Source organism: Pseudomonas sp. TH15, from assembly GCF_016651105.1.
In the GTDB taxonomy this organism is placed as follows: Bacteria; Pseudomonadota; Gammaproteobacteria; order Pseudomonadales; family Pseudomonadaceae; genus Aquipseudomonas.
Window position 1 is genome coordinate 248,396 of record NZ_JAEKEL010000001.1, and the last position, 24,785, is coordinate 273,180.

28 protein-coding genes are annotated in these 24,785 nt (G+C 60.9%); 13 read left to right on the forward strand and 15 right to left on the reverse strand.

The window, feature by feature from the left end:
* Positions 1 to 35: 35 nt before the first annotated feature.
* From JFT87_RS01145 to JFT87_RS01165, 5 genes are all read left to right on the forward strand, one after another.
* Positions 36 to 1,157 (forward strand): Fic family protein, encoded by a 1,122-nt coding sequence (locus tag JFT87_RS01145; RefSeq protein WP_201198189.1) that lies wholly within the window; start codon positions 36 to 38, stop codon positions 1,155 to 1,157.
* 249 nt (positions 1,158 to 1,406) lie between these two features.
* Positions 1,407 to 1,649 carry an exodeoxyribonuclease VII small subunit gene (locus JFT87_RS01150; protein WP_007894317.1) on the forward strand — a complete coding sequence of 81 codons (243 nt, stop codon included), beginning with the start codon at positions 1,407 to 1,409 and terminating at the stop codon, positions 1,647 to 1,649.
* Positions 1,646 to 2,533 carry a polyprenyl synthetase family protein gene (locus tag JFT87_RS01155; protein ID WP_201198190.1) on the forward strand — a complete coding sequence of 296 codons (888 nt, stop codon included), beginning with the start codon at positions 1,646 to 1,648 and terminating at the stop codon, positions 2,531 to 2,533. The genes JFT87_RS01150 and JFT87_RS01155 overlap by 4 nt, the downstream gene beginning before the upstream one ends.
* 91 nt (positions 2,534 to 2,624) lie before the next feature.
* Positions 2,625 to 4,523: a 1-deoxy-D-xylulose-5-phosphate synthase gene (gene dxs, locus JFT87_RS01160; protein ID WP_201198191.1), complete on the forward strand. Its 1,899-nt coding sequence runs from the start codon at positions 2,625 to 2,627 to the stop codon at positions 4,521 to 4,523.
* 157 nt (positions 4,524 to 4,680) lie between these two features.
* Positions 4,681 to 6,564, forward strand: a complete 1,884-nt coding sequence (locus JFT87_RS01165; protein ID WP_201198192.1) for a TonB-dependent receptor domain-containing protein — start codon at positions 4,681 to 4,683, stop codon at positions 6,562 to 6,564.
* Positions 6,565 to 6,715: 151 nt separating this feature from the next.
* Here JFT87_RS01165 and JFT87_RS01170 read toward each other — a convergent pair whose 3' ends face one another.
* The 12 genes from JFT87_RS01170 to nrdR all read right to left on the reverse strand — a co-directional run bounded on the left by JFT87_RS01170 (position 6,716) and on the right by nrdR (position 15,529).
* The gene (locus JFT87_RS01170; RefSeq protein ID WP_201198193.1) at positions 6,716 to 7,516 is read right to left on the reverse strand and encodes a cobalamin-binding protein; all 801 of its coding nucleotides are present in this window, start codon (positions 7,514 to 7,516) and stop codon (positions 6,716 to 6,718) included.
* Positions 7,516 to 7,935 (reverse strand): MFS transporter, encoded by a 420-nt coding sequence (locus JFT87_RS01175; RefSeq protein ID WP_201198194.1) that lies wholly within the window; start codon positions 7,933 to 7,935, stop codon positions 7,516 to 7,518. The genes JFT87_RS01170 and JFT87_RS01175 overlap by 1 nt, the downstream gene beginning before the upstream one ends.
* Entirely contained in the window at positions 7,932 to 8,549 is a 618-nt protein-coding gene (ribA, locus tag JFT87_RS01180) for a GTP cyclohydrolase II (RefSeq protein WP_201198195.1), read from the reverse strand. Before ribA ends, JFT87_RS01175 begins: the two co-directional genes overlap by 4 nt.
* Positions 8,550 to 8,803: 254 nt before the next feature.
* Complete coding sequence (locus tag JFT87_RS01185) at positions 8,804 to 9,538, reverse strand: substrate-binding periplasmic protein (protein ID WP_201198196.1); 735 nt, start codon at positions 9,536 to 9,538, stop codon at positions 8,804 to 8,806.
* 22 nt (positions 9,539 to 9,560) lie between these two features.
* The gene (locus JFT87_RS01190) at positions 9,561 to 10,064 is read right to left on the reverse strand and encodes a phosphatidylglycerophosphatase A family protein (protein ID WP_201198197.1); all 504 of its coding nucleotides are present in this window, start codon (positions 10,062 to 10,064) and stop codon (positions 9,561 to 9,563) included.
* A complete protein-coding gene (gene thiL / locus JFT87_RS01195) occupies positions 10,061 to 11,026 on the reverse strand; it encodes a thiamine-phosphate kinase (protein WP_201198198.1) in 966 nt (321 codons plus the stop codon). The genes JFT87_RS01190 and thiL overlap by 4 nt, the downstream gene beginning before the upstream one ends.
* A gap of 26 nt (positions 11,027 to 11,052) precedes the next feature.
* The gene (gene nusB / locus JFT87_RS01200; protein ID WP_007944234.1) at positions 11,053 to 11,553 is read right to left on the reverse strand and encodes a transcription antitermination factor NusB; all 501 of its coding nucleotides are present in this window, start codon (positions 11,551 to 11,553) and stop codon (positions 11,053 to 11,055) included.
* Entirely contained in the window at positions 11,550 to 12,026 is a 477-nt protein-coding gene (ribH, locus tag JFT87_RS01205; RefSeq protein WP_003185938.1) for a 6,7-dimethyl-8-ribityllumazine synthase, read from the reverse strand. The genes nusB and ribH overlap by 4 nt, the downstream gene beginning before the upstream one ends.
* 91 nt (positions 12,027 to 12,117) lie before the next feature.
* Positions 12,118 to 13,209 (reverse strand): bifunctional 3,4-dihydroxy-2-butanone-4-phosphate synthase/GTP cyclohydrolase II, encoded by a 1,092-nt coding sequence (ribBA, locus tag JFT87_RS01210; protein WP_123509922.1) that lies wholly within the window; start codon positions 13,207 to 13,209, stop codon positions 12,118 to 12,120.
* 16 nt (positions 13,210 to 13,225) lie between these two features.
* Entirely contained in the window at positions 13,226 to 13,888 is a 663-nt protein-coding gene (locus JFT87_RS01215; protein ID WP_201198199.1) for a riboflavin synthase, read from the reverse strand.
* Between the two features lie 46 nt (positions 13,889 to 13,934).
* Positions 13,935 to 15,068, reverse strand: coding sequence for a bifunctional diaminohydroxyphosphoribosylaminopyrimidine deaminase/5-amino-6-(5-phosphoribosylamino)uracil reductase RibD (gene ribD, locus JFT87_RS01220; protein ID WP_201198200.1), 1,134 nt, complete (start codon positions 15,066 to 15,068; stop codon positions 13,935 to 13,937).
* On the reverse strand, positions 15,065 to 15,529 hold the full coding sequence (gene nrdR / locus JFT87_RS01225) for a transcriptional regulator NrdR (RefSeq protein WP_003228656.1): 465 nt from the start codon (positions 15,527 to 15,529) through the stop codon (positions 15,065 to 15,067). The genes ribD and nrdR overlap by 4 nt, the downstream gene beginning before the upstream one ends.
* Positions 15,530 to 15,646: 117 nt before the next feature.
* On the opposite strand from nrdR, the gene JFT87_RS01230 reads away from it, so the two are divergent.
* The 3 genes from JFT87_RS01230 to trxA all read left to right on the forward strand — a co-directional run bounded on the left by JFT87_RS01230 (position 15,647) and on the right by trxA (position 17,834).
* Positions 15,647 to 16,111, forward strand: coding sequence for a hypothetical protein (locus JFT87_RS01230; RefSeq protein WP_201198201.1), 465 nt, complete (start codon positions 15,647 to 15,649; stop codon positions 16,109 to 16,111).
* A complete protein-coding gene (locus JFT87_RS01235; RefSeq protein ID WP_201198202.1) occupies positions 16,108 to 16,764 on the forward strand; it encodes a class I SAM-dependent methyltransferase in 657 nt (218 codons plus the stop codon). The genes JFT87_RS01230 and JFT87_RS01235 overlap by 4 nt, the downstream gene beginning before the upstream one ends.
* A 197-nt stretch (positions 16,765 to 16,961) precedes the next feature.
* Positions 16,962 to 17,834, forward strand: coding sequence for a thioredoxin (trxA, locus tag JFT87_RS01240; RefSeq protein ID WP_149660947.1), 873 nt, complete (start codon positions 16,962 to 16,964; stop codon positions 17,832 to 17,834).
* A 30-nt stretch (positions 17,835 to 17,864) separates the two neighbouring features.
* Here the strand turns inward: trxA and JFT87_RS01245 are convergent, their stop codons facing one another.
* On the reverse strand, positions 17,865 to 18,215 hold the full coding sequence (locus tag JFT87_RS01245) for a hypothetical protein (RefSeq protein ID WP_201198203.1): 351 nt from the start codon (positions 18,213 to 18,215) through the stop codon (positions 17,865 to 17,867).
* Positions 18,216 to 18,350: 135 nt separating this feature from the next.
* Between JFT87_RS01245 and JFT87_RS01250 the strand changes: the two genes are divergently transcribed.
* The 5 genes from JFT87_RS01250 to JFT87_RS01270 all read left to right on the forward strand — a co-directional run bounded on the left by JFT87_RS01250 (position 18,351) and on the right by JFT87_RS01270 (position 22,531).
* Entirely contained in the window at positions 18,351 to 18,941 is a 591-nt protein-coding gene (locus JFT87_RS01250; protein WP_201198204.1) for a DUF2796 domain-containing protein, read from the forward strand.
* Between the two features lie 156 nt (positions 18,942 to 19,097).
* Positions 19,098 to 19,808: an ABC transporter ATP-binding protein gene (locus JFT87_RS01255; RefSeq protein ID WP_201198205.1), complete on the forward strand. Its 711-nt coding sequence runs from the start codon at positions 19,098 to 19,100 to the stop codon at positions 19,806 to 19,808.
* A 1-nt stretch (position 19,809) separates the two neighbouring features.
* Positions 19,810 to 21,075, forward strand: a complete 1,266-nt coding sequence (locus JFT87_RS01260) for an ABC transporter permease (protein WP_201191833.1) — start codon at positions 19,810 to 19,812, stop codon at positions 21,073 to 21,075.
* Between the two features lie 11 nt (positions 21,076 to 21,086).
* Positions 21,087 to 21,599, forward strand: coding sequence for a DUF3299 domain-containing protein (locus JFT87_RS01265; protein ID WP_201198206.1), 513 nt, complete (start codon positions 21,087 to 21,089; stop codon positions 21,597 to 21,599).
* A gap of 233 nt (positions 21,600 to 21,832) precedes the next feature.
* Positions 21,833 to 22,531, forward strand: a complete 699-nt coding sequence (locus JFT87_RS01270; RefSeq protein ID WP_201198207.1) for an OmpW/AlkL family protein — start codon at positions 21,833 to 21,835, stop codon at positions 22,529 to 22,531.
* A 194-nt stretch (positions 22,532 to 22,725) separates the two neighbouring features.
* Here JFT87_RS01270 and JFT87_RS01275 read toward each other — a convergent pair whose 3' ends face one another.
* Both JFT87_RS01275 and JFT87_RS01280 read right to left on the reverse strand, forming a co-directional pair.
* Positions 22,726 to 23,658 (reverse strand): NAD-dependent epimerase/dehydratase family protein, encoded by a 933-nt coding sequence (locus JFT87_RS01275; protein WP_201198208.1) that lies wholly within the window; start codon positions 23,656 to 23,658, stop codon positions 22,726 to 22,728.
* A complete protein-coding gene (locus JFT87_RS01280) occupies positions 23,651 to 24,535 on the reverse strand; it encodes a sugar nucleotide-binding protein (RefSeq protein WP_201198209.1) in 885 nt (294 codons plus the stop codon). Before JFT87_RS01280 ends, JFT87_RS01275 begins: the two co-directional genes overlap by 8 nt.
* Positions 24,536 to 24,785 lie beyond the last annotated feature (250 nt).

Below are 24,785 nucleotides of genomic sequence, written 5' to 3' on the forward strand. Positions count from 1 at the left end.
TTCTATTCGGCTCACGCGCTCAGGAACCACACCTCATGGCGACTCACTGGATCTGGCAGCAACCCGATTGGCCCGACTTCAACTGGCAGGCAGACCGCCTCACGCTGTTGCTGCGCGAGTGTGTGCAGGCAGAAGGCCAATTGCTGGGCATGGCCGGCTCAGTGAGCAATTCCCTGAGCGCTCAGTCCGAACTTGATGCCTTGCTGCAAAACATCGTGACCTCCTCGGCCATTGAGGGTGAGCAATTGAATGTCGGCACCGTGCGCTCGTCATTGGCGCGGCGCCTCGGGCTGGAAACGGCTGATGACGATAACGTCAGTCCACGCAGTGAAGGCCTTGCGCGACTGATGCTCGACGCCACCCGGCGTTTCGCAGAGCCGTTGACGCTGGAGCGTTTGCTGGAATGGCATTCGCTGCTGTTTCCAGAACAGGAAAATGGTCTTTCCTCACGCGCAATCAATGTCGCTGCGCTGCGCGGTGATGAGCCGGTGCAAGTGGTTTCCGGACGGATCGAGCGGCCGACCGTGCACTTCGAGGCCCCGCCAAGGCAAGGCCTTGAGCAGCAACTCGAGCGTTTCCTCAAGTGGTTCGAGACCAGTCAGCATGAAGCTGGACTCGATCCTCTGCTGCGCGCCGGCATCGCGCACTTCTGGTTTGTCACACTGCACCCCTTCGACGATGGCAACGGCCGACTCACCCGTACCATTACCGATCTGGCACTAGCCCAGGGTGAAGCCCGGGCAATCCGTTTTTATGCCATGTCGGCCAGCATTCTCGATGATCGCGACGGCTATTACCGAATCCTTGAATCCAGTCAGAAAGCCACGCTGGACATCACTGACTGGCTGACGTTGTTCCTGCAGACTTTATTGCGCAGCTTTCGACAAGCCATCGCACGGATTGAAAGCGTGCTGGGAAAGACACGTTTCTGGCAGACGCATCGTGATTCCGAACTGTCGGTGGAACAGATCAAAGTGCTCAATCGCCTGCTTGACGGCGGTGAGCACGGCATCAGTGCGGCTCAATATCAGGCTGTGGCCAATGTATCTAAAGCCACCGCGACCCGGCATCTGGCGGAGTTGCTGGAGAAGGGTTGCCTGCAACGATTGCCGGGAGGCGGCCGCAGTACGCGGTATCAGATCAGCTACCCAACCTAGAGCAATAAGAAGATCACTGTGGCGAGGGGATTTATCCCCGTTCGGCTGCGCAGCAGTCGTAAACCGTTACCCACGGTTTTCCCTGAAAAAACCGGTCGGCTGTTTTTGGGGTTGCTGCGCAACCCAACGGGGATAAATCCCCTCGCCACAAAGATATACATATGGTCTTTGAACCAGCCACCTCATTTGCCCATAACCCCCATGTCTGCTAGTGTCGCGCCGGTTTAACGTCAACCGGAAATAGCCGCCATGGCCCGCAAAAAAGCTGCACTGGATTTCGAACAATCCCTCGCTGACCTGCAAACACTGGTCGAGCGACTGGAGAACGGCGAGTTGTCGCTGGAAGACTCGCTGACGGCTTTCGAGCAAGGCATCGGTCTGACCCGCGATTGCCAGGCAGCGCTGGCCCAGGCCGAGCAAAAGGTTCAAGTGCTGCTCGAGCGTGATGGCGAGTTGGCCGAGGAACCCTTCGACGCGGATCAGCCAGAATGATTGAAGCGTATTCGGCGACCAGCCAGGCCCGGGTCAATGCGGCGCTGGACACCCTGTTCACCGCGCCAGGCCCGGAACTCGCACGCCTCTATGAAGCCATGCGCTACAGCGTGATGAATGGCGGCAAGCGTGTGCGTCCATTGCTGGCTTACGCCGCGTGCGAAGCGCTGGGTGGCAAGGCGGAGCAAGCCAACGGCGCAGCCTGTGCGGTGGAGCTGATCCACGCCTATTCGCTGGTGCACGACGATTTGCCGGCCATGGACGACGACGATTTGCGTCGCGGCCAGCCGACCACTCACAAGAAGTTCGATGAAGCCTGCGCAATCCTCGCCGGTGACGGCTTGCAGAGCCTGGCCTTCAGCGCCCTGCTCGACCCGCGCCTGAGCACCCTGGATGCGCAAATCAGCTTGCAGATGGTCAGCGCCCTGGCGTTGGCGGCAGGCCCGGCGGGCATGGTCGGCGGTCAAGCCATCGACCTTGGTTCGGTCGGCCTCAAGCTTGATCAAAAAGCCCTCGAATACATGCACCGGCACAAGACCGGCGCGCTGATCGAGGTCAGCGTCAAACTCGGCGCCCTGGCCAGTGGTCGGGCCGAAAAAGACGAACTCAAGTCCTTGCAGACTTATGCACAGGCGATTGGCCTGGCGTTCCAGGTCCAGGACGACATTCTGGACGTTGAAAGCGATACCGAAACCCTCGGCAAACGCCAGGGTGCCGACATTGCCCGGGATAAGCCGACTTACCCGGCGCTGCTCGGTCTCGACGCCGCCAAGGCCTACGCCCTGGAACTGCGTGATCAAGCCCTGCATGCGCTGCGACCGTTTGACGCGGCCGCCGAGCCGCTGCGCGACCTGGCCCGCTATATCGTCGAACGCCGCAGCTGACAGCGTATCCGCCAAAAAATAGCAACGCGTGGGCAGGGGGCGATGCATCAGGTAAACTGCCGCCTCTTCTATACCTATAACGATTCGCCTGATGCCCACGACGTTTCATGAGATTCCCCGCAAGCGCCCGACCACGCCCTTGCTCGACCGCGCCAACACGCCGGACGGCCTGCGCCGGTTAGGCGAAGCCGAGCTGGAAACCCTGGCTGATGAGTTGCGCCTGGAATTGCTCTACACGGTCGGTCAGACCGGCGGGCATTTCGGTGCCGGCCTGGGCGTTATCGAGCTGACTATCGCGTTGCATTACGTCTTCGACACCCCGGACGACCGGCTGGTGTGGGACGTGGGTCATCAGGCCTATCCGCACAAAATCCTCACCGGCCGTCGCGAGCGCATGGGCACCCTGCGCCAAAAGGACGGCATCGCTGCCTTCCCGCGTCGTTCCGAGAGCGAGTACGACACCTTTGGCGTCGGCCACTCCAGCACCTCGATCAGTGCAGCGCTGGGCATGGCAATTGCCGCCCGCCTGCAAAACAGTGATCGCAAGGCGATTGCCGTGATCGGCGACGGCGCACTAACCGCCGGCATGGCGTTCGAGGCGTTGAACCACGCGCCCGAAGTCAACGCCAACATGCTGGTGATCCTGAACGACAACGACATGTCGATTTCGCGCAACGTCGGTGGCTTGTCAAATTACCTGGCGAAAATCCTTTCCAGCCGCACCTACGCAAGCATGCGTGAAGGCAGCAAAAAGGTCCTGTCGCGCCTGCCCGGCGCCTGGGAAATCGCCCGTCGTACTGAAGAATACGCCAAAGGCATGCTGGTTCCGGGCACCCTGTTCGAAGAGCTCGGCTGGAACTACATCGGCCCAATCGATGGCCACGACCTGCCAACCCTGATCGCCACCCTGCGCAACATGCGCGATCTGAAAGGCCCGCAGTTCCTGCACGTCGTCACCAAGAAAGGCAAAGGCTTCGCCCCGGCGGAAGTCGACCCGATCGGTTACCACGCCATCACCAAACTCGAACCGCTGAACGCGCCGGCCGCTGCGCCGAAGAAAGCCAGCGGGCCGAAGTATTCCGGTGTGTTCGGCGAGTGGCTGTGCGACATGGCCGCCGCTGATCCGCGCCTGGTCGGGATCACCCCGGCGATGAAGGAAGGCTCCGACTTGGTGGCGTTCAGCGAACGCTTCCCGCTGCGCTATTTCGACGTGGCGATTGCCGAGCAGCACGCCGTCACCTTCGCCGCCGGCATGGCCTGCGAAGGCGCGAAACCGGTCGTGGCGATCTATTCGACATTCCTGCAACGCGGCTACGACCAACTGATCCATGACGTCGCGGTGCAAAACCTCGACGTGTTGTTCGCCATCGACCGCGCCGGTCTGGTGGGCGAAGACGGCCCGACCCACGCCGGCAGTTTCGACCTGTCGTTCCTGCGCTGCATCCCCGGCATGCTGGTGATGACCCCGAGCGACGAAAACGAACTGCGCAAAATGCTCACCACCGGTCACCTGTACAACGGACCGGCGGCGGTGCGTTACCCACGTGGCAACGGCCCGAACGCGACCATCGAGAAAGACCTGCAACCGATCGAAATCGGCAAGGGTGTGGTTCGCCGTCAGGGCAGCAAAGTCGCCCTGCTGGTGTTCGGCGTGCAACTGGCCGAAGCGCTGAAAGTCGCCGAGACGCTGGATGCGACCGTGGTCGATATGCGTTTCGTCAAACCGCTCGACGAAGCACTGGTTCGTGAAATTGCCGGTAGCCATGAGTTGCTGGTGACCATCGAAGAAAACGCGATCATGGGCGGCGCCGGTGGCGCGGTCAGTGAGTTCCTCGCCCGGGAAAACATCCTCAAGTCGATGCTGCACCTGGGCTTGCCGGACAGCTACGTCGAGCACGCCAAGCCTGCGCAGATGCTGGCCGAGTGCGGGCTGGATGAAGCAGGGATTGAATCTTCAATTCGTCAGCGCCTGCAACTGCTCAACATCTAAACGCAAAACCCTGTGGGAGCGGGCTTGCTCGCGAAAGCGGACGGTCAGTCGACTTAAATGTTGATTGATCCACCGCCTTCGCGAGCAAGCCCGCTCCCACATTGGTTTTGAGCAACCTTCAAATGTGTGTTCGCTGCAGATTGCCAATGGACTGCCAATGAAACTCTCCCGTCTCGCTTTAACGCTGACACTCCTGCCGGCCGGCCAACTCCTGGCCAACACCTTCGAACGCGATCAAGCCCTGAAGCTCCCCGACGTGTTGATCAGCGCCAACCGCCAGGTCGAAGCGCGCAACGACAGCAGCGCCGCCAACACGGTGTTCACCCGCGAAGACATCGACCGTCTGCAACCGGACAGCGTTACCGATCTGCTGCGTCGGGTGCCGGGTGTGCAGGTCGGGCAAACCGGCGGGCGCGGCAGCTTGCCGGGGATTTACATTCGCGGCACCAAGTCGGCCCAAACGCTGGTGCTGGTGGACGGCCAGCGCATCGGCAGTTCCACGTCTGGCGACAGCAACCTGCAACACATCAACATCGAACAAGTCGAGCGCGTTGAAGTGCTGCGCGGCTCCCGCTCGGTGATTTATGGTAGCGATGCGATAGGCGGGGTGATTCAGATTTTCACCCGTCGCGGTGGTGAACAAGGCCTGCAACCGCGCCTGCACATGGGATTCGGCAGCAACCAGACGTGGGAGCGCAGCCTTGGGCTGTCCGGCGGCGACGAGAAGACTCGTTTCAACCTCGGCGCCAGCCTCGATGAAACCGCCGGGATCAATCGCACCCACGAGTCGTATCCCAGCGACAGTGATCACGACGAGTACCGCAACAAATCGGTGAGTTTGAGCCTGAGTCATGCGCTGACCGATGACATCGAAATCGGCGCCAACCTGCTGGATAACACCGGTAAAAGCGAGTTCGACAACCCGTTCGGTCGCTTCGACACGACCACCTTCAAATCCGTCCAGCAGCAGCCTTACAGCGATTTCGACGTCAGTAGCGTCAGCAGTTACGTCGACGCGCGGGTCAATGATCGGTGGAAAACCCGCGTCGAGTTCGGCCACAGCGAAAACAGCGAGAAGACCCTCGACAAGCTCAGCGACGAACGCATGGTGTTCAACACTTACCGCGACTCGGTGAACTGGCAGAACGACCTGACGCTCAACGAGCGCAATAGCCTGATCCTCGGCGGCGACTGGTACGAAGACCGGATCAACAGCAGCACGCCGTTTGACGAGGACAGTCGCTGGAACCGCGCGGCGTTTATCCAGCATCGCTATCAGACGGACAGTTTCTCCACGGAACTGGGCCTGCGCCGGGACCAGAATCAACAGTTCGGCGGCCAAAACAGTTGGAGCGGCACGTTCACCCTGCCGTTGAATCCGGATAACGACGTGCTGCTGACCTACAGCGAAGGCTTCCGCGCACCGACTTTCAACGATCTGTATTACCCGGACTTCAGCAATCCAGACTTGAAGCCTGAAACCTCGAAAAGCTATGAACTGCAATGGCGCAGTCAGCTGACCGAGGCCAGCCGACTGGAAGCATCGCTGTACCGAACGAACCTGGAAGACGCGATTATCTTCGGCAGCAATAACCGCCCGCAGAACGTTGCTTCGGCACGTATCAACGGTTTCGAAGCAGCGCTAAAGCAGGAACTGTTCGGCTGGCAGAGCAACCTCGGCGTGTCGATCATCGACCCGCGAGATCGCGACAGTGGTCACACCCTGGCCCGTCGTGCCCGGCGAACATTGAGCCTGGATCTGGATCGACAGTTCGATCGACTGAGCCTCGGCGCCAGTTGGCAGGCGGTCAGCGCCAGCTACGACGATGAGAACAATCAGCAGCCGTTGGGCGGCTATGCGTTGCTTGGGTTGCGAAGTAGCTGGGCGTTGAATCGGGAAGTGAAGCTTGATTTGAAGGTGGATAACCTGCTCGACAAGGGTTACAGCCGGGCGCTGTACAGCTATGACGGCAGTCAGTATGGGTATCGCGAGGAAGGTCGGGCGTGGATGTTTGGGGTGACCTGGACGCCGGAAATCTAAAGGCCAACTCGGTCAATTGTGGCGAGGGGGCTTGCCCCCGTCCGGCTGCGCAGCAGTCGTAAACCCAGCAAGCGCGGTGTATCTGAAGATCCGGGGTGATGGTCTTGGGGCTGCTTCGCAGCCGAACGGGGGCAAGCCCCCTCGCCACAGGTTATTGGTCCGGCGCGATGATTTGGCACAATTTGGCCGTCGCCTCGATCATCTGCCCACTCGGCCGCTCCAGGCCTTTATCCGTCACCAACAACAATTGCCCGCGAGCCACCGCCGCCACCTGCGGCCACGCCTTCCAGGCATCGAGCTGCGCCTGATCACCGGCCAGAATCACCTCGGGATTGCGCTGCAGCACCGCCTCCACGCTCACCTGCGGCGCTGGCAATGTCAGGTCGGCAAACACATTGCGCGCACCGCACACTTCAAGCGCATCGCTGATGATCTGCCCACCGCCGACGGTGTACAACGGCCGATCCCAGACTTGATAGAACACCTGCAACGGCTTGTCCCGTCGATAGCGCTGGCGCAGGTTATCCAGCTTTTGTCGCAGGTCCGCCGCTAACTTCACGCCCCGCTCCGGTCGGCCGAGCTGTGTGGCGATGGATTCAATCTGTGCGGTGAGTTGTCCGAGGTTATGCGGTTCGGCGACGTAGGTAGGAATGTTCAACCGCTTGAGCTGTTCACGCTGCGCCGGGCCGACGCTGCCGGGCCAGAGCAACAGCAGATCGGGTTTGAGGCTGAGCAATCGCTCCATGTCCAACTGACCGTAGCGGCCAACGGAAGGCAGATCCTTGAGTTCAGCAGGACGCTCACCGGCATCCAGCACACCGACCAACAGGTCTGCCGAACCCAGTTCAACCACGATTTCAGATAGAGACGGCGCCAGGCTGACCACCCGCTCGACCGCAGCCGCCGAGCCACTGACGGCCAGCAGCAACACCGCCAGCCAATGACGAAGCATCAGCCGAGTTGACGCGGAATACGGTAGAGGTAGAACAGCACCGTAGTCGACAGCGCCAGCAGCACCAGTGGCACCGCTTCGAGACCGACGAACACCGCTAGCGCACCGATCCACGCCGGCAGGCCGGCAGCCAGGAACGCCGTGCGACGCTTGGCGGCCAAGGTAATCCAGGCAGCAGGTTCTTCAGGGGTGTCGAGGGCTTTCTGGGTGGCGATCAGCGCATGTTTATAGCCACTAAAGAACTTCAGGCTGACAAACATCGAGGCCACACCGGCGATGAACAACGGCATCGCCAGCACCGGCAGGATCGCCTCGCTCTGGCCAAACACGCCGTTGATCACGAACAGCGGCAACAAGGCCAGCGCCAGGTATTGCCACCAGCTGAACGACAGTCGGCGCCGAACCTGGCCGCGGGTCACGCCCGATCTGCCTCGCCCTGATGCTCGTTGCCCATCATGTGGTCGAGCTTTTTGGCCTTGGTGGCCAGGTAGAGTTTGTTGTGCGGGTTGTGCCCGGTGTGCAGCGGCACTCGCTCGGCGACCACGATACCCATGTCGGTCAAGGCTTTGACCTTGCGTGGGTTGTTGGTCATCAGACGCAGGGATTTCACGCCCAGGTGCTGAAGCATCGGCAGGCACATGGCGTAGTCACGCTGATCGGCGGCAAAGCCCAGACGCTCGTTGGCTTCAACGGTGTCGGCGCCGCCGTCCTGCAACTCGTAAGCGCGGATTTTGTTCAGCAGGCCAATGCCACGACCTTCCTGACGCAAGTACAGCAACACGCCACGGCCTTCGCGGGCGATGGCCTGCAACGCTGCTTCAAGCTGAGAGCCGCAGTCGCAACGCTGGCTGAACAAGGCATCGCCGGTCAGGCATTCGGAGTGCAAGCGGCCGAGCACCGGGGCACCGTCATCGAACTCACCCAGACTGAGCACCACGTGCTCTCGGCCATTTTCTTCATCGAGAAAGCCGTGCATGGTGAATTGCGCAAAAGGCGTTGGCAGCTTGGAAGCGGCGACAAAAACGACAGGCACCGGTGTGCTCCTGATCAATAAGTACTGGAGATTCGCAGACGCGGCATTGTAACAGCAGGTTCTAACCGACGCTTAGGCTGAATTATGGGGCATAACGATCAAAAAGTTTGATATCTCCCGGCCATTGCGGATCCCTGTGGGAGCGAGCCTGCTCGCGAAGGCGTCGGCAGATTCAATCTCTGTGCTGCCTGACCCAGCGCTTTCGCGAGCAGGCTCGCTCCCACAGGGGGCAGTGCTGGACACAATATCTGCGCTCAGTTCGCATCGAATGGGTAGGGCTGTTTCCACTTGGCGAAGACCGGTTTCAACTGGCCGCTTTTCACCAGCCGTTCCATGCGCTGGTCGAACAACGCCATCAACGCGCGGGCCTTGGGGTTGTCGGCAAAACACAGGAACAATGGCAACTCGGCGATGTGGGTTCGACGAAACTGCGACGGATCCTTGGCCCGGGCGACCATGTAATCGACTTCGGTCAGCGCATCAATGTAATAGTCGGCGCGGTTGTGGGTCAGCATCGACAGGATTCCGGTACGCCGCACCACTTCGTTGTAGCGGTGAATGTTCGGCAGGTAATCCTGATATTTGTAGCCACGAACCCAGGCCAGTCGATAGTTGCCCAGGGTGTCGAGGGTCGGCGCCGGATTGCTCGCCAGGCCCAAGGCATAGATGTGATCGGTGTCGAAGTTCCAGTGCGGATAGAGCAGATCGCTGATTTCATCCCGATAGGAACCGACACAGGCGTCCACTTCGCCCCGCTGGGCCAAGCCCACGGCGCGCGTGTAAGGTTCGGTGCGGATGTCCAGCTTGACACCCGCCGGCTCGAAGATCGCCCGCAGCAGATCCCAGCCCAGGCCGTGGCCGTCAGCAGCGGTGTAGTCTTCCCAGTCTTCGCTGGCCAGATGAATCACGGACGGCGTCGGCGCGACATCCCCCGCCTGGGCGAGTGAGCAAAACATCGCGAAAACCACCATCAACCAGCGTCGAGCCATCCCTAGTTCCCCGGTTTGCCACTCAGGCAAAAAGCCAAACCAGACCCTGCATCCCCAGCCATGCAAAGACCCCGGCCAATACGTCATCGAGCATGATCCCGACGCCGCCATGCACGTGGCGGTCGATCCAGCGAATCGGCCACGGTTTGAGGATGTCGAAGAAGCGGAACAACAAGAACCCTGCCAGCAACCAGTACCAACCTTGCGGCACCAGCCACAGGGTGATCCACATCCCGACCATCTCGTCCCAGACGATGCCTTCGTGATCATGTACTCGCAAATCGTCGGCCACTTTGCCGCACAGCCAGAAGCCGAACAGCATGGTGATGCCGAGCATCAGCCAGTAACCCCAGTCGGGCAACATCTGCCACAACGGAATAAAGGGTAGCGCAACTAACGACCCCCAGGTGCCCGGTGCTTTTGGCAAGGTGCCCGAGCCGAAGCCGAACGCCAGGAAATGCCACGGATTACGCCAGACCGAAGGCGGTACGAATTCCGCCGGGGTCTGTTTGGGATGATCTGTCACGGTGTCTCCCGAAAATGTTGATAGCCCCGGGTTTGCGGGGTGATGTCTTGTCCATCGGCCTCCAGCAGCACAACGCCCTGCCCGGTCACGACCTGGCCGACCACTTGGATCGGCCAACCGTCGGCCAGCAGTCGGGGCAATTCGACGGGCGGCAAAGTAAAGGCCAGCACGTAGTCGTCACCACCGCTCAGGGCCGCGTCTTCAGCGCCCGATTGACCGAGGAACGCCACTAACGCCGTCGATACAGGCAGCTTACTCCGCTCAACCTGAATGCCGACCTTCGACGCGAGCGCAATATGCCCACAATCGGCGAGCAGGCCGTCGGAGATGTCCAGCGCCGAGGTAGCTTTGCCGCGCAACGCCTGACCGAGGGCCAGTTGCGGTTGCGGCGCCCAGTAATGGGCCAGCAACGGATCGGCGATGGCCGCTTCAGTAGTCCGCTGACCAAGCACCAGCGGCAAGGCCCCGGCGGCATTGCCCAGCTCACCGCCGACACACAGCAAGTCGCCCGGCTGCGCGCCACTGCGGGTCAACGCCTTGCCGACCGGCACACGGCCAAACACGGTCATCGTCAGGCTCAACGGCCCACGAGTGGTGTCGCCACCCACCAGCGCCACGCCACAGCTCTGCGCCATGACGTTCAAACCACGGGCGTAGGCGTCCAGCCAATCGGCGGTCACCGTCGGCAACGTCAGGGCAAGGGTAAAGGCAATGGGAGTGGCGCCCATGGCGGCCAGGTCACTGACCGCTACAGCCAGCGAGCGCTGACCGAGCAAAAACGGGTCGCAAGGATCTGCGAAATGCACACCGGCAACGAGGGTGTCGGTGGAAATCGCCAACTGTTCCCCGGAGGGAACAGCCAGCAAGGCGCAGTCGTCGCCGATCCCAAGGGCAACGCCCTCGCCGCCCTGCGCACAAGGCGCGGCGGCGAAGAAATTGCGGATCAGCTCAAACTCGCCCATGGCATTTCCAAGCACTGATCAAAGGATCAGCGCTTGAACGCCTTCACTTCAGCTTCACGCAGACGCGGGGCCAGCTTGTCGAGTACACCGTTGACGAACTTGTGGCCGTCGGTGGAACCGAAGACTTTCGCCAGCTCGATACCTTCGTTGATCACAACGCGGTACGGCACGTCGACACGCTTGATCAGCTCCCAGGTCGACAGGCGCAGAACGGCCAGTTCAACCGGGTCCAGCTCTTCGATCGTAATGTCCAGGCACGGGGCCAGGGCAGTATCGATCTCGGTGCGGTGCGCCGGAACGCCGTGCAGGATGTCGTGGAAGTAGGCGGCATCGACATCGCTGAAATCGTTATCGACCCGAAACTGCGCTTCGATCTCGTTCAGCGATTGCTTGGCCATGTGCCATTGATACAGCGCTTGAGTCGCGAGCTGACGGGCTTCGCGACGCTTGACGCTTTTCGATGGCTTGCCGGCATCCGCAGGCTTTGGATCGCGCGGGTTGAAACGATCACTTTCGTCGCTAATCACTTGGCCTCCAACTGCGCCAGCAGGCTGACCATTTCCAGAGCGGACAGGGCAGCTTCAGCACCTTTGTTACCGGCCTTGGTGCCGGAACGTTCGATGGCTTGCTCGATGGAATCAACGGTCAGGACGCCGAAAGCGACCGGTACGCCGAACTCCATGGACACCTGGGCCAGGCCCTTGGTGCATTCGCCAGCCACGTATTCGAAGTGCGGAGTACCGCCACGAATGACCGCGCCCAGGGCGATGATTGCCGCGTACTCGCCCTTCTGAGCGACTTTCTGCGCAACCAGCGGAATTTCGAAGGCGCCAGGCGCACGGATGATGGTGATGTCGCTTTCGCTCACGCCATGGCGAACCAGGGCATCAACTGCACCGCTAACCAGGCTTTCAACGACGAAGCTGTTGAAACGGCCCACTACCAAAGCGTAGCGGCCTTTAGGGGCGATGAAGGTACCTTCGATGGTCTTCAGGGTCATTCGTTAGATCTCTTAAAGAGCCGGGACGCGTTTTCTACGCGTCCCTCAGTGATGTGTTAACCGCGAATCAAGGACTGGAAACACCCAGTCATTATTCGGAGGGCACGTATTCTACAACTTCCAGATCGAAACCGGATATCGCATTAAATTTCATTGGCGCACTCATCAGGCGCATTTTGCGCACGCCCAGGTCCCGAAGGATCTGCGAACCGGCACCGACGATGCTGTAGGTGGTCGGTTTTTTCGCCGGTACGTGTTCCGCGGTTTCGCGGATGTGTGCCAGCAACACGTCGCCATCGAGCGGGTGACCGAGCAATAGCACCACGCCGCTACCGGCCTCGGCGACCGCAGCCATGGCGGCGCGCAGGCTCCAGCGGCCCGGTTGCTTGACCATCAGCAGGTCGCGCAACGGGTCCATGTTGTGCACCCGGACCAGGGTCGGTTCTTCAGCGCACACGGTGCCCAGGGTCAGGGCCATGTGCACGTCGCCTTCCACGGAATCACGATAGGTCACCAGGTTGAATTGGCCCAGTTCGCTGTCCAGCGGCTGCTCGGCAATCCGCTGAACGGTACGTTCGTGGATCATCCGGTAGTGAATCAGGTCGGCGATGGTGCCGATCTTGATGTTGTGTTCGGCAGCAAAGGTTTCCAGTTCAGCGCGACGGGACATGGTGCCGTCGTCGTTCATCACTTCGCAGATCACACCGCTCGGCTCGAAACCGGCCATGCGCGCCAGGTCGCAGGCCGCTTCAGTGTGGCCGGCGCGAGCAAGGGTGCCGCCGGGTTGGGCCATCAGCGGGAAGATGTGGCCCGGGCTGACGATGTCTTCGGCCTTGGCATCCTTGGCGGCAGCGGCCTGCACGGTGCGGGCGCGGTCGGCGGCGGAGATGCCGGTGGTCACGCCGGTCGTGGCTTCGATCGACACGGTGAACTTGGTGCCAAAACCGGAACCGTTGCGCGGCGCCATCAACGGCAGCTTCAGCAGTTCGCAGCGCTCGCGACTCATCGGCATGCAGATCAGGCCACGGGCGTGCTTGGCCATGAAGTTGATGTGTTCAGGCTTGCAGCACTCGGCGGCCATGATCAGGTCGCCTTCGTTCTCGCGATCTTCGTCATCCATGAGGATGACCATCTTGCCTTGGCGGATATCTTCAACCAGTTCTTCGATGCTATTGAGCGCCACAAGGCACCCCCTTGAGTCAGGATTTGAGGTAGCCGTTGGCGGCCAGAAAGCTTTCGGTGATGTTACTGGAGCTTGGCTCTGCGGCCTTGTCGCCCAACAACAGGCGCTCCAGATAACGTGCCAGCAAGTCCACTTCCAGATTCACCCGGCGACCTGGCTGGTAAGACGCCATGATGGTTTCGCTCAGGGTGTGGGGAATGATCGTCAGCAAGAACTCGGCGCCATCGACTGCGTTCACGGTCAGGCTGGTGCCATCGACGGTGATCGAGCCTTTATGGGCGATGTACTTGGCGAGGTCTTTCGGCGCGCGGATGCGGAATTCCACTGCGCGAGCATTTTCTGTACGGGCAACCACTTCGCCCACGCCATCGACGTGACCGCTGACCAGGTGCCCACCCAGACGTGTGGTCGGGGTCAGGGCTTTTTCCAGGTTGACCGGGCTGCCGCTTTTCAGGTCGTTCATGGCGGTGCAGTCGAGGGTTTCGCGGCTGACGTCTGCCGCAAAGCCATTGCCTGGCAGTTCAACTGCGGTCAGGCATACGCCGTTGACCGCGATGCTGTCGCCCAGTTTGACGTCGCTCAGGTCGAGCTTGCCGGTTTCTACGTATACCCGCACATCTCCGCCTTTTGGGGTCAATGCACGAATACTGCCGATGGATTCGATGATGCCGGTAAACATGGAGTCCTCCTCGAGAACAAGGCTGTCGCGTGGCGCAAGCCGGGAATTATACGCTCGCTGCTGGCACAGGTATGGCGATGACTCGCCAGTCATCGCCAACCGCGCGAATTTCGATGATTTTGAGCTCGGGCGCATCCTTCATTTGCGCGAGCGGCCAGTCCAGCAATGGGCGCGCGGACGAGCCTAAAAATTTGCCGGCAATAAAGATCTGGAATTCATCCACCAGACCTTGCTGGGCAAACGCGCCGGCCAGACGCGGGCCGGCTTCGACCAAGACTTCATTGACCCCACGATGGGCGAGTTCGACCAGCAATTTGCGCAAGTCGACCAAGCCATCGTCGCCGGCCACGATCAGGCATTCCGGGCCGTTGGCATATTGCTCTTCGATGGCCATGCAGGTGGCGACCAGCGCCGGGCCAGCCTTGAAGAACGGCGCATCCAGCGGCACGCGCAAACGGCCGTCGATCAGCACACGCAGCGGCGGACGGCTCATGGCCAACGCGGTTTGTTCAGCGTCCAGACCCAGTTCAGCGGCACGCACGGTCAACCGCGCATTGTCCGCCAGCACCGTGTCGGCGCCGGTCAGCACCACGCTGGCCTGGGCACGCAGGCGTTGTACCGCCGAACGGGCGGCCGGGCCGGTGATCCATTGGCTTTCGCCGCTTTCCATCGCCGTGCGACCGTCCAGGCTCATGGCCAACTTGACCCGCACGAACGGCAAGCCGTGTTCCATGCGCTTGAGGAAGCCTTCGTTGAGCTTGCGCGCTTCGCCTTCCAGCACACCGCTTTCGGTAGCAATACCGGCCTGGGCCAATCGCGCCATGCCGCGACCGGCGACCGACGGGTTAGGGTCCTGCATCGATGCAACTACACGGGCGACACCGGCGTTCACCAGCGCATCGGCGCAGGGCGGCGTGTGACCATGGTGGCTGCAAGGTTCGAGGGTTACGTATGCAGTGGCGCCGCGAGCCTTATCGCCAGCAGCGCGCAAGGCGTGGACTTCGGCGTGAGGTTCGCCGGTGCGCACGTGCCAGCCTTCGCCGACAATCTGCCCGTCCCGCACGATCACGCAGCCCACCCGAGGGTTTGGGTGAGTCGTGTAGTGACCTTTGCGCGCCAGTTCCAGCGCGCGGGCCATGTAATGGGCGTCGAGGATGGCTTGTTCTGGGGAGGTGGTCATTCTTTCACCGGCTCACGGGCCAGGCGATCGATCTCTTCGCGGAACTCGTTGAGGTCCTGAAAGCGCCGATACACGGAGGCGAAGCGAATGTAGGCGACTTCGTCGAGCTTTTGCAGCTCGGCCATCACCAGTTCACCGACCACGAGGGATTTGACCTCGCGTTCGCCGGTGGCGCGCAGTTTGTGTTTGATGTGCACCAGCGACGATTCGAGGCGTTCGACACTCACCGGACGCTTCTCCAGCGCCCGCTGCATACCGGCGCGCAGTTTTTCTTCGTCGAACGGCTGACGGCTGCCGTCGGTTTTGATCAGGCGCGGCAACACCAGTTCGGCGGTCTCGAACGTCGTGAAACGTTCGCCGCAGGCCAGGCATTCACGCCGGCGGCGCACCTGTTCGCCCTCGGCGACCAGACGCGAGTCGATGACCTTGGTGTCGTTGGCACCGCAGAAGGGACAGTGCATGGTGGCAGGCAACAAAAAAAGGGAGGGCCATGGTAGCGCATCCCGGTGGCAAGACAAGCCATAGGGTTTGCGGTATACAGACGAGCTATTATGGATGTCACCTTGCTGGAGCCTTAAATGTCCCTAAGACCGCTCGTCCTGCTCAGTATTTTAAGCCTGCTGGTGGCCTGCGGCAGCAATGCACCCAAGCCCCAGCCACCGACGCCGGGCCCCGCGCCGCAACAGGCGCAGAAAAAAGCCAAGGAGTCGGCTGACCTCGGCCCACTGCCCGCTTTTCAGCGTGAACTGAGCGGCACCCTGCAAGGCGTGCCGGCCGGTGCCGAAGTTGAGCTGGCGTTGCTGGTGATCGACGACAAATCCCGTCCGCAACAGTTGCTGGCCAGCTCCAGCCTGATCGGTACCAACCAAGTGCTGCCGTTTCGCCTGCGTTTCAATCCGGAATCCTTCCCGGTCGGCGCTCGCGTTGAACTACGTGGCCGCGCCAGCCAGTCCGGTCAGTTGATATTGCACTTGCCGGCCGTGCGCGTTGAGCAAGCCACCACCCAGGCCTTGGGCCAGCTGCAATTCGTCAAAGCACCATGATTGCACCGCTCGACCTGCAACAGGCATTGGGTGAACTGCTCGGTGACGCACAGCTTGTTGCTTGTGAGTTGCCGGACACTGACTTGAAGCTTTGGCTGATCGACGGCGACAACATGGATCGCGCCTTCAGCCCCGAAGAAACCCGGCGGATTCTGCACGAGCCGCCGTACTGGAGTTTCTGCTGGGCCAGCGGCTTGGCGGTGGCGCGTTATCTCGCTGAGTTTCCTGAGTGGGTCAAAGGCAAACGGGTGCTGGATTTCGGCGCCGGTTCCGGCGTGGCGGGGATTGCCGCCGTGAAAGCCGGGGCGCTGGAAGTGGTGGCCTGTGACCTGGACCCACTGGCGATTGCCGCGTGTCGGGCGAATGCTGAACTCAATGATGTGGAGCTCAATTACTCGGCAGATTTCTTTGCCGAGGCGGATCGGTTTGATCTGATTCTCGTCGCCGACGTGCTGTATGACCGGGCGAATCTGCCGCTACTCGATGAGTTTTTGAGTCGTGGCCAGGAAGCGTTGGTCGCGGATTCGCGGGTGAGGGATTTTCGTCATCCGTTGTACCGGCGCATCGAGATGCTCGAGGCCATGACCTTGCCGGACCTGGCCGAGCCCGAAGAGTTTCGGCATGTGAGCCTTTACCATGCGCGGCGCGGCTAGAAGCATCGCGAGCAAGCTCGCTCCCACAGTTGTTTTGTGTCGATCACAAAATCCTCGTTCGCCACAATTCCAATGTGGGAGCGAGCTTGCTCGCGATAACGTCCTGTCAGCCAATACCTCTCCAACAGCCACCCCGCTTCCGGCCAGCCCCCACCAAGCCGTATAGTTGCCTCATTCACGCTTCCAAGAGATCCCCCATGAGTCAGGAAACGCCGTACATCTTCGACGCCACGACTGCTGATTTCGACCAGTCGGTGATCGAGAACTCTTTTCACAAGCCGGTGCTGGTGGATTTCTGGGCCGAATGGTGTGCGCCATGCAAGGCGCTGATGCCGATGCTGCAAACCATCGCCGAGAGTTATCAGGGCGAGTTGCTGCTGGCCAAGGTCAATTGCGACGTCGAGCCGGACATCGTCTCGCGCTTCGGCATTCGCAGCCTGCCGACCGTGGTGCTGTTCAAGGACGGTCAACCGGTGGACGGTTTTGCCGGTGCGCAACCGGAATCCGCCGTCCGCGCGATGCTTGAACCGCACGTACAAATGCCGCCGCCGGCCGCTGCCGATCCGTTCGAACAGGCTCAGGCGTTGTTCGACGAAGGTCGTTTCGCCGACGCCGAAGCCATCCTCAAGGTGCTGCTGGGCGAAGACAATACCAACGCGAAAGCGCTGATCCTTTATGCGCGTTGCCTCACCGAGCGCGGTGAATTGGGTGAAGCGCAAACCGTGCTCGACGCGGTCAAGACCGATGAGCACAAAGCCGCCCTGGCCGGCGCCAAGGCGCAGATCCAATTCCTGGGTCAGGCCAAGGATTTGCCGGATGCCGCCGACCTGAAAGCGCGCCTGGCGAAAAACCCGCAGGACGATGAAGCGGTCTATCAACTGGCGATCCAGCAACTCGCTCGCCAGCAATACGAACCGGCGCTGGATTCGCTGCTGAAGCTGTTCATCCGCAACCGCAGCTACAGCGAAGGCTTGCCGCACAAGACCTTGCTGCAGGTGTTCGAATTGCTGGGCAACGATCACCCATTGGTGACCACGTACCGCCGCAAGTTGTTTGCCGCGCTGTATTAAAGATCAAAAGATCGCAGCCTTCGGCAGCTCCTACGCTGGCTCGCGCCAGCTATAGAGCGGCGTATCCCCGCCGCTCACTACTTTCACATCCGCACAATGACGCAAGCGCACCAGCAAGCGTTTGCCCGAGGCCGCGCTGCCGGTCAGTCCTTCCAGTTGTTCCAGCAAATCCGGCCCGCTCAATTGCCCGGCCTTGCGCAGCAGGTCCTTGGCAATTTGCCACAGCGCCTCATCCTGGTTCACTGGTTTGGCTGCAGGGGCGCTGGCCTCTTCGGTTTTGCTCACCTGCAACTGCGCGCCGAGCCGTGCCCAGTCGCTATCGTCCAGCTCCAGGGTCAAATCCACCGGCCAGTCGCCGATGCTTCCGCGTATTCGCAACATAGGTCTGCTCCTGCACATTTCTGACATGCATGCTCCCATGGGTCTTGTGCAACGCCAAGCGGACGGTCAAACTCTCCGCACTTTCGTTATAAGATTACATAACAAACTCTTCACTTTACTTTCCGGAGACCCGCCATGCGTCGTCTGCTGCTCGCTCTGCCGTTTGCCCTGTTGCCGCTGGCCGTTGCTCATGCTGCCAATGAACCTGAACACGGCAGCCTCGGCGCCCATGAACATGGCGTCGGTCGCCTGAACGCGGCGCTGGACGGCCAGACCCTGGAGCTGGAGCTGGAAAGCCCGGCGATGAACCTGGTGGGCTTCGAACACGCCGCCACCACTGACGCCGACAAAGCCAAAGTCGCCGCCGCCCGTGCACGCCTGGAAAACCCGCTGGTGCTGTTCAACCTGCCTGCAGCGGCCGGTTGCAAGGTCGCGACCCAGGAACTGGAAAGCCCGCTGTTCGGCGACAAGCCGGACGCCGACGATCATGACGACGATGACCACGCCGAAGCGGACAAGGACGGTCACGAGCATCACCATGACCACAGCGAAATCCACGCCCACTACCAATTCAGCTGCTCGGCACCTGGCGCGCTGAAGACCCTGGACCTGGCGACGATCTTCAATACCTTCCCGGCGACCCAGAAAATTCAGGTACAACTGATCGGCCCGAGCGGCCAGCAAGGCGTTGAAGTGACGGCGAAGGCTGCATCGCTCAACTTCTGATCAACCCCCGCCCCTTGTAGGAGCGAGGCTTGCCCGCGAAGAGGCCGTCACATTCAGCAGAGATGTCGACTGTAAGATCGCTTTCGCGGGCAAGCCTCGCTCCTACAGGGATCGGGGTTGTAGCTGTAATCAAGACAAACCCATGAAATCGGCGCTATGACCCAAGCACTCATCGAACTGTCCGACCTGGGCTTCAGTTGGCCCGGTCACCCGCCGCTGCTGGATATCCCGGCCTTTCGCCTGGAAGCCGGGGAAACCCTGTTCCTCAAGGGCCCCAGCGGCAGTGGCAAGACCACCCTGCTCGGCCTGCTCGGCGGTGTGCAGAAGCCCGATCGTGGCAGCATCCGTTTGCTCGGCCAGGAACTGACCGAGCTCGGTGCCGGCGCCCGTGACCGTTTCCGCGTCGATCACACCGGCTACATCTTCCAGCAGTTCAACTTGCTGCCGTTCCTCTCGGTGCGCGAGAACGTCGAGTTGCCCTGCCACTTCTCCAAGCTGCGCGCCGAACGGGCGAAACAGCGCCACGGCAGCGTCGATCAAGCGGCGGCCACCCTCCTCGCTCATTTGGGCTTGAAGGATGAAAGCATCCTCAGCCGCCGCGCCGATTCGTTGTCCATCGGCCAGCAACAACGGGTCGCCGCCGCACGGGCGTTGATCGGTCAGCCGGAACTGGTGATCGCCGACGAACCGACCTCGGCCCTGGATTACGACGCTCGCGAGAACTTCATTCGCTTGTTGTTCGCCGAATGCCGCGAAGCCGGGTCGAGCCTGTTGTTCGTCAGCCACGACCAGAGCCTCGCGCCGCTGTTCGATCGCAACCTGTCGCTGGCCGAGCTTAATCGCGCCGCCACCCCGTTCGAGGTCTGAGATGTATTTGTTTCGTCTAGCCCTGGCCAGCCTGGCTAACCGCCGCTTCACCGCGATCCTCACCGCGTTCGCCATCGCCCTGTCGGTCTGCCTGCTTTTAGCCGTTGAACGTGTGCGCACTGAAGCCAAGGCCAGTTTCGCCAGCACCATCAGCGGCACCGACCTGATCGTCGGCGCCCGCTCCGGTTCGGTGAACCTGTTGCTGTACTCGGTGTTTCGCATCGGCAACGCCACCAACAACATCCGTTGGGACAGCTTCGAACACTTCGCCAACAACCCGAAAGTGAAGTGGGCGATCCCGATGTCCCTCGGCGATTCCCATCGCGGTTATCGGGTAATGGGCACCACCGAGGCGTACTTCGAGCATTATCAGTACGGCCATCAGCAACACCTGGAACTGGCCGATGGCCGGGCTTTCGCCACCGACCCGTTTGAAGTGGTGCTCGGCGCCGAAGTGGCGGATGCGTTGCACTACAAACTCGGCGACAAACTGGTGCTGGCCCACGGCGTGGCCGTGATCAGCCTGGTCAAGCACGACGACAAGCCATTCACCGTGGTCGGCATTCTCAAACGCACCGGCACCCCGGTGGACCGCACGTTGCACATTAGCCTCGGCGGGATGGAAGCGATCCATATCGACTGGCACAACGGCGTGCCCGCGCAGGGCAAAGGCCGGATCAGTGCCGACCAGGCGCGCAACATGGACCTGACACCGCAAGCGATCACCGCGTTCATGCTCGGTCTCAACAGCAAGATTTCGACCTTCGCGGTCCAGCGTGAAATCAACGAATTCCTTGGCGAACCGATGCTGGCGATCCTGCCGGGCGTTGCATTGCAGGAGCTGTGGAGTTTGATGAGCACGGCGGAGAAAGCCCTGTTCGTGGTCTCGTTGTTTGTGGTGTTGACCGGGTTGATCGGCATGCTCACGGCGATTCTCACCAGCCTCAATGAACGGCGGCGCGAGATGGCGATTCTGCGTTCGGTGGGTGCACGGCCATGGCACATCGCAACGCTGTTGGTACTGGAGGCGTTTGCCCTGGCGTTGTCCGGAGTGATTGCCGGCGTGGCGTTGTTGTATGTGTGCATCGCGGCGGCGCAAGGTTATGTGCAGGCCAATTACGGCTTGTACTTGCCACTGTCGTGGCCGAGCGAATATGAATGGACGTTGCTCGGTGGCATCCTGATCGCCGCGCTGCTGATGGGCAGCGTGCCGGCTTGGCGTGCGTATCGCCAATCGTTGGCCGATGGCCTGTCGATCCGTTTATGAGGACGTTAAAGATGCCCCGCGCTCTGCTCGCGCTGTTGATGCTGGTCGCCCTGCCGCTGTGGGCGGCCGAGCCGAAGGATTTGACCTGGCAGGAAATGATCCCGCCGGACGCCCCGGCCGAAGTGCCGAACATGACGCCGCTGCATGATCTGTCACAGATGAGCAGCGCGCTTGAATCGGCCCCGGCCGCCAAGCAGGATTTGCCCAATGCGCCGGTGGTGAAAAGCCTCGATGGCAAGAAGATCCGACTGCCGGGTTATATCGTGCCGCTGGAAGTGAGCGAAGAAGGTCGCACCACGGAGTTCTTGCTGGTGCCGTATTTCGGCGCCTGCATCCACGTGCCGCCACCGCCGTCGAACCAGATCGTGCATGTGAAAAGCGAGGTCGGTGTGAAGCTCGATGAGCTGTATCAGCCGTACTGGATCGAAGGTTCTTTGCAGGTAAAGGCGTCCAGCAGCGAATTGGCGGATGCCGGGTATCAGATGAATGCCGACAAGATTTATGTGTATGAATTGCCGGAGTGAATCCGGTAGTCATGTTGTGTTGGATAGATAGCCATCGCGAGCAAGCTCGCTCCCACATTGGATCTGTGCATAGACACAAATCCCCTGTGGGAGCGAGCTTGCTCGCGATGAGACCCTCAAAGGTTCCACGAAAACTGGACCCATCACTGTTTCATTGAGCTGAATCAAAAGACCGTATCAGATGGCTCTTTACCATTGGACATCGAACATTTTCAACGTCCTTTGGAGCCCCCATGAACAAGTCCTTGCTCAGCGCTTCGCTGTTTGCCCTCGCGCTCGCAGCCCCGCTCGCCCACGCCTTCGACGCTGGCGACATCATCGTTCGCGCCGGTGCAATCACCGTCAACCCGAAAGCCAGCAGCTCCAGCGTCAAGGTCGATCAAGGCCCATTGGCCGGTACCAACCTGGGTGGTAAGGCCACCATGGACAGCGACACACAGTTGGGCCTGAACTTCGCGTACATGGTCACCAACAATGTCGGTATCGAGCTGCTCGCCGCCTCGCCGTTCGAGCATGACGTGAACCTCAAAGGCACCGGCCTGGGCGCGGCCAACGGCAAGCTCGGCACCCTCAAACACCTGCCACCGACCCTGAGCGTTGTTTACTACCCGCTCGACAACAAGTCGGCCTTCCAGCCGTATGTGGGCGCGGGTATCAACTACACTTGGATCTACGACGAAAAGCTCAGCAACGAAGCGCAAGCCAACGGGTTCAGCAACTTCAAGGCTAAAAACTCCTGGGGCATGGCGTTCCAGGTCGGGGCTGACTACATGCTCACCGACAACATCATGCTCAACGCCCAGATGCGCTACATTGACATCAACACCCGTGCGACCGTGGAAAACGACGCCGTGGCGCCAGGCACTCGGGCCAAGGTCAATGTGGATGTGGACCCGTTCGTGTACATGGTTGGCCTGGGCTACAAGTTCTAAGCTGATTTTTACCGAACGTTCACGTGGTGGTGAATGAGGCTTGGTGGTGGGCAGACTTGAAACTGAGGCAACTGCTGAGCAGTTGATCGGGGATAAATCCCCTCGCTACAGGGATCGCGATAAGTTCCGGCCGTGAAAAAGGCGCCTGTTGAAGGGCGCCTTTTTCATGCCTGCTCGAATGGTCAAGGGGCTTTTCAGTCCCGACCCAACAACCGTGCCAAGCCAACGCTCATCGGGGTCTGCGCTGGATAAGTAAACCGCTCCAACAAACGCCGGTTGTTCGCCCGCGAGTGACGGATGTCACCAGAACGCGCCGGACCATAACTTACCGGCGGCAACTCACCGACCACCTGGCCAAGCGCTTCCAGCATCTGCTTGAGCGTGGTGGCCTGATTCCAGCCGACGTTGACCGCTCCAACTTCGATCTGTGGTTTCTCGATCGCCTGCACCAGCAAATCGACCAGATCTTCAACGTAAACAAAATCCCGCGTCTGCTCACCATCACCGAACACGGTGATCGGCAGGCCTTTCTGCGCACGCTCGCTGAAAATGCTGATCACCCCGGAATACGGCGAGGACGGGTCCTGGCGTGGGCCGAAGATGTTGAAGAAGCGGAACACTACCGGCTCCAGGCCATGCTGGCGGCGGTAGAAATCGAAGTAGTACTCGCCAGCCAATTTGTCCGAGGCGTACGGCGTCAGCGGCGCCTTGGCGGTGTCTTCGTCAATCGACTCACCTTCGCCGTTGTTGCCGTAAACCGCCGCGCTGGAGGCAAACAACACCCGTTTTACGCCGGCCTGACGCATGGCCTCGCAGACATTCAGGGTGCCGATGAAATTGCTCTGGTGAGTCTTCACCGGATCGTCCACCGACGCCTGCACCGAGGCCACGGCGGCCAAGTGCGCGACAGCACTGCAACCGATCATCGAGCGGGCGACCAATGCCGCGTCGGCGACGTCGCCAACAATCAGTTCGACCTTGGGGTTGTCCAGCGGCAGGTTAGTGCGTTTGCCGGTGGACAGGTCATCGAGAATCCGCACCGAATGGCCTTGGGCAAGCAAGGCATCAGTGAGGTGCGAACCAATGAAACCGGCGCCGCCGGTGATTAAAACAGGGCCGTCAGCCATGGCGATAAAACCTATCCAGTAAGCCCGGGAGCGCCGCGCGCCAGGCGCGGGGCTTGATCCCGAAGGTGTGCAGAATTTTCTTGCAGGCCAGCACCGCGTGTTGCGGTTCTTCGGCAGCGTCGGGCCGCGCAGCGTGTGCCTGGGCGGTCGGCGCTTCGATGGCCAGTTCGTGCAGGTTGCGTGCTTCGGTGATGATCGCCTGCCCTAATGCCAGCGGCGTGGTCGCCTCATGTCCGGCGTAATGATAGGTGCCCCACAGCGGCGCTGCACAATCGAGTTGCTTGAGCACTGAAATGATCACCCGAGCCGCATCGTCCACCGGCGTCGGATTACCCCGGCGATCGTCGGCCATCAGCAGCTCTTCAGGCGTCTCGGCCCGGGCGAGGAAACGCCCGAGGGTGCCGTCGGGGCTGTCGTCGAGCAGCCAGCCGAAGCGCAACAACACGTGTTGCGGGCAAGTGGCACGCACGCTTTGCTCGATCCGCCACAAGGCCTGACCGCGCAGGCCCAGGGGCACCGGCTCGTCTTTTTCGCTGTAGGCCGTGGCCCGCGAGCCGTCAAACACTCGATAGCTCGAAGGCTGCAGCAGCACGATGTTGTGGTGCTGGCACAGTTCGGCCAGGCGCTCGACCGCGCGTTCTTGCCCGGCCAGACGCTGTTCACTGACCGTCTCCGCCTGGAACCAGTCGAAATAGTAGGCGAGATTGATCAGCGCGTCCGGGCGGGTGTCGTCGAGCAGTTGCGTCAGGCTCGCGGCATCCCAGCCGTCTTGTGGTGGGCGGGGGGCGAGGAAACCGATGTCTTCCTCCGCACCGAGGCGAATCAGCGCCTGCCCAAGGGCATTTCCGCCGCCCAGTAACATAAGGCGCATTCGCATAGAGTCAGCAGGCCCAGTCTGATTGGAACGATGGCTGTATCGACAGCGCCGGCAGGCGATGTCGTCGATAGTTGCCGGAATCGTTGCATTTTGCGGGTTTAGTGCGCAACCGTCATCCGTAAAGTGTAGATCGCCGGAATTTGTGTCATGGCCACTGGCCCCATCGCTGGCAAGCCAGCTCCCACAGGGTTCAGTGCTGACCACAAATTCTGTGAACCACCGCAATCCTTGTGGGAGCTGGCTTGCCAGC

Bases quoted from the DNA above. Each gene is read 5' to 3' on its own strand.
- thiL (WP_201198198.1), bottom strand. From the start codon at position 11,026: ATGGGCGAGTTTGAGCTGATCCGCAATTTCTTCGCCGCCGCGCCTTGT.
- JFT87_RS01185 (WP_201198196.1), bottom strand. From the start codon at position 9,538: ATGGCTCGACGCTGGTTGATGGTGGTTTTCGCGATGTTTTGCTCACTC.
- JFT87_RS01170 (WP_201198193.1), bottom strand. From the start codon at position 7,516: ATGCTTCGTCATTGGCTGGCGGTGTTGCTGCTGGCCGTCAGTGGCTCG.
- JFT87_RS01230 (WP_201198201.1), top strand. From the start codon at position 15,647: ATGTCCCTAAGACCGCTCGTCCTGCTCAGTATTTTAAGCCTGCTGGTG.
- JFT87_RS01150 (WP_007894317.1), top strand. From the start codon at position 1,407: ATGGCCCGCAAAAAAGCTGCACTGGATTTCGAACAATCCCTCGCTGAC.
- JFT87_RS01270 (WP_201198207.1), top strand. From the start codon at position 21,833: ATGAACAAGTCCTTGCTCAGCGCTTCGCTGTTTGCCCTCGCGCTCGCA.
- JFT87_RS01215 (WP_201198199.1), bottom strand. From the start codon at position 13,888: ATGTTTACCGGCATCATCGAATCCATCGGCAGTATTCGTGCATTGACC.
- JFT87_RS01265 (WP_201198206.1), top strand. From the start codon at position 21,087: ATGCCCCGCGCTCTGCTCGCGCTGTTGATGCTGGTCGCCCTGCCGCTG.
- JFT87_RS01275 (WP_201198208.1), bottom strand. From the start codon at position 23,658: ATGGCTGACGGCCCTGTTTTAATCACCGGCGGCGCCGGTTTCATTGGT.
- JFT87_RS01260 (WP_201191833.1), top strand. From the start codon at position 19,810: ATGTATTTGTTTCGTCTAGCCCTGGCCAGCCTGGCTAACCGCCGCTTC.
- JFT87_RS01165 (WP_201198192.1), top strand. From the start codon at position 4,681: ATGAAACTCTCCCGTCTCGCTTTAACGCTGACACTCCTGCCGGCCGGC.
- nrdR (WP_003228656.1), bottom strand. From the start codon at position 15,529: ATGCACTGTCCCTTCTGCGGTGCCAACGACACCAAGGTCATCGACTCG.
- ribH (WP_003185938.1), bottom strand. From the start codon at position 12,026: ATGACCCTGAAGACCATCGAAGGTACCTTCATCGCCCCTAAAGGCCGC.
- ribD (WP_201198200.1), bottom strand. From the start codon at position 15,068: ATGACCACCTCCCCAGAACAAGCCATCCTCGACGCCCATTACATGGCC.
- trxA (WP_149660947.1), top strand. From the start codon at position 16,962: ATGAGTCAGGAAACGCCGTACATCTTCGACGCCACGACTGCTGATTTC.
- JFT87_RS01245 (WP_201198203.1), bottom strand. From the start codon at position 18,215: ATGTTGCGAATACGCGGAAGCATCGGCGACTGGCCGGTGGATTTGACC.
- JFT87_RS01280 (WP_201198209.1), bottom strand. From the start codon at position 24,535: ATGCGAATGCGCCTTATGTTACTGGGCGGCGGAAATGCCCTTGGGCAG.
- dxs (WP_201198191.1), top strand. From the start codon at position 2,625: ATGCCCACGACGTTTCATGAGATTCCCCGCAAGCGCCCGACCACGCCC.
- JFT87_RS01255 (WP_201198205.1), top strand. From the start codon at position 19,098: ATGACCCAAGCACTCATCGAACTGTCCGACCTGGGCTTCAGTTGGCCC.
- JFT87_RS01145 (WP_201198189.1), top strand. From the start codon at position 36: ATGGCGACTCACTGGATCTGGCAGCAACCCGATTGGCCCGACTTCAAC.
- JFT87_RS01235 (WP_201198202.1), top strand. From the start codon at position 16,108: ATGATTGCACCGCTCGACCTGCAACAGGCATTGGGTGAACTGCTCGGT.
- JFT87_RS01155 (WP_201198190.1), top strand. From the start codon at position 1,646: ATGATTGAAGCGTATTCGGCGACCAGCCAGGCCCGGGTCAATGCGGCG.
- JFT87_RS01250 (WP_201198204.1), top strand. From the start codon at position 18,351: ATGCGTCGTCTGCTGCTCGCTCTGCCGTTTGCCCTGTTGCCGCTGGCC.